Here is an 888-nt window from a genome sequence, read left to right on the forward strand (position 1 = left end):
TTATCAGTAGTCAATACTGCATAGAATTTTTGTTATGGAGAGATTTTATTACTTGGAGATAAGCTAATATATGTTCACCTGTGTTTTTAAGAAATAGCCTATTCTTGGTCCATTGGGGAAGTAATATTATCTTTATATGTGTCAATATAAATGTTTCCATTTGCTGCAAGTACAGCATACGTAACATCTTTGTAGCTAAGGTTACGTTTTTTTAGCTCACATTGTAATTCTAACTCCGGGTGATTGTTTTGCCTTAGGTTTTCTGTCATAATTTCTCCATCCATAATTAGCTCGATGGGAAGTTTACACTCTTTTTTTGTTGGTATATTTAAATCTTGTTTTGTAACAGTACGATATTCAGGTTTTTTCAAAACAGATATTTTACCATTTGTTTCAACTACGACATAAAGAACTTCTTCAATATTAAAAATACCATTCTCTCTTAATTGTTGGTTTAAATAATCTAGAGAATAGCGCATTTTCCGCATATTATTTTCTAAAATTTTTCCGTTTTCCATAATGACTGTTGGATTTCCAGCAAATACCTTTCTGCCTATCCGACTTTTCATGGATATATAGCTAACCATTAAAATGACAAATACTAAAATAAGAAAAGCTATAACTGCATGATGAGTTTTTACATTTAAATTAAATGCTAAATTTGCAATAATACTTCCGATAGAGATAGCACCAATAAAATCAAAGGTATTCATTTCAGCGATAATCTGCTTTCCTAATATTTTAGCTCCGATAAATAAAATCGAGAAAGATAACAGTGTTCTCAAAATAATCTCTATATGTTCAGACATAAGTAGCTCCTCCTCTTAGGATTGCGTGTTCGTATTATAACGATTTATATAAGGATAGTATGTATCATTGTAAAAGAAT

The 888-nt window shown here is 30.1% G+C and carries 1 protein-coding gene; it reads right to left on the reverse strand.

What is annotated here, in order from left to right; all coding sequences use genetic code 11:
- Positions 1-98: 98 nt before the first annotated feature.
- The gene (locus HMPREF2590_RS08240) at positions 99-809 is read right to left on the reverse strand and encodes a DUF421 domain-containing protein (protein ID WP_050822733.1); all 711 of its coding nucleotides are present in this window, start codon (positions 807-809) and stop codon (positions 99-101) included.
- Positions 810-888 lie beyond the last annotated feature (79 nt).

The sequence above is a fragment of the Bacillus sp. HMSC036E02 genome, assembly GCF_001836235.1.
GTDB lineage: Bacteria > Bacillota > Bacilli > Bacillales > Bacillaceae_G > Bacillus_A > Bacillus_A cereus.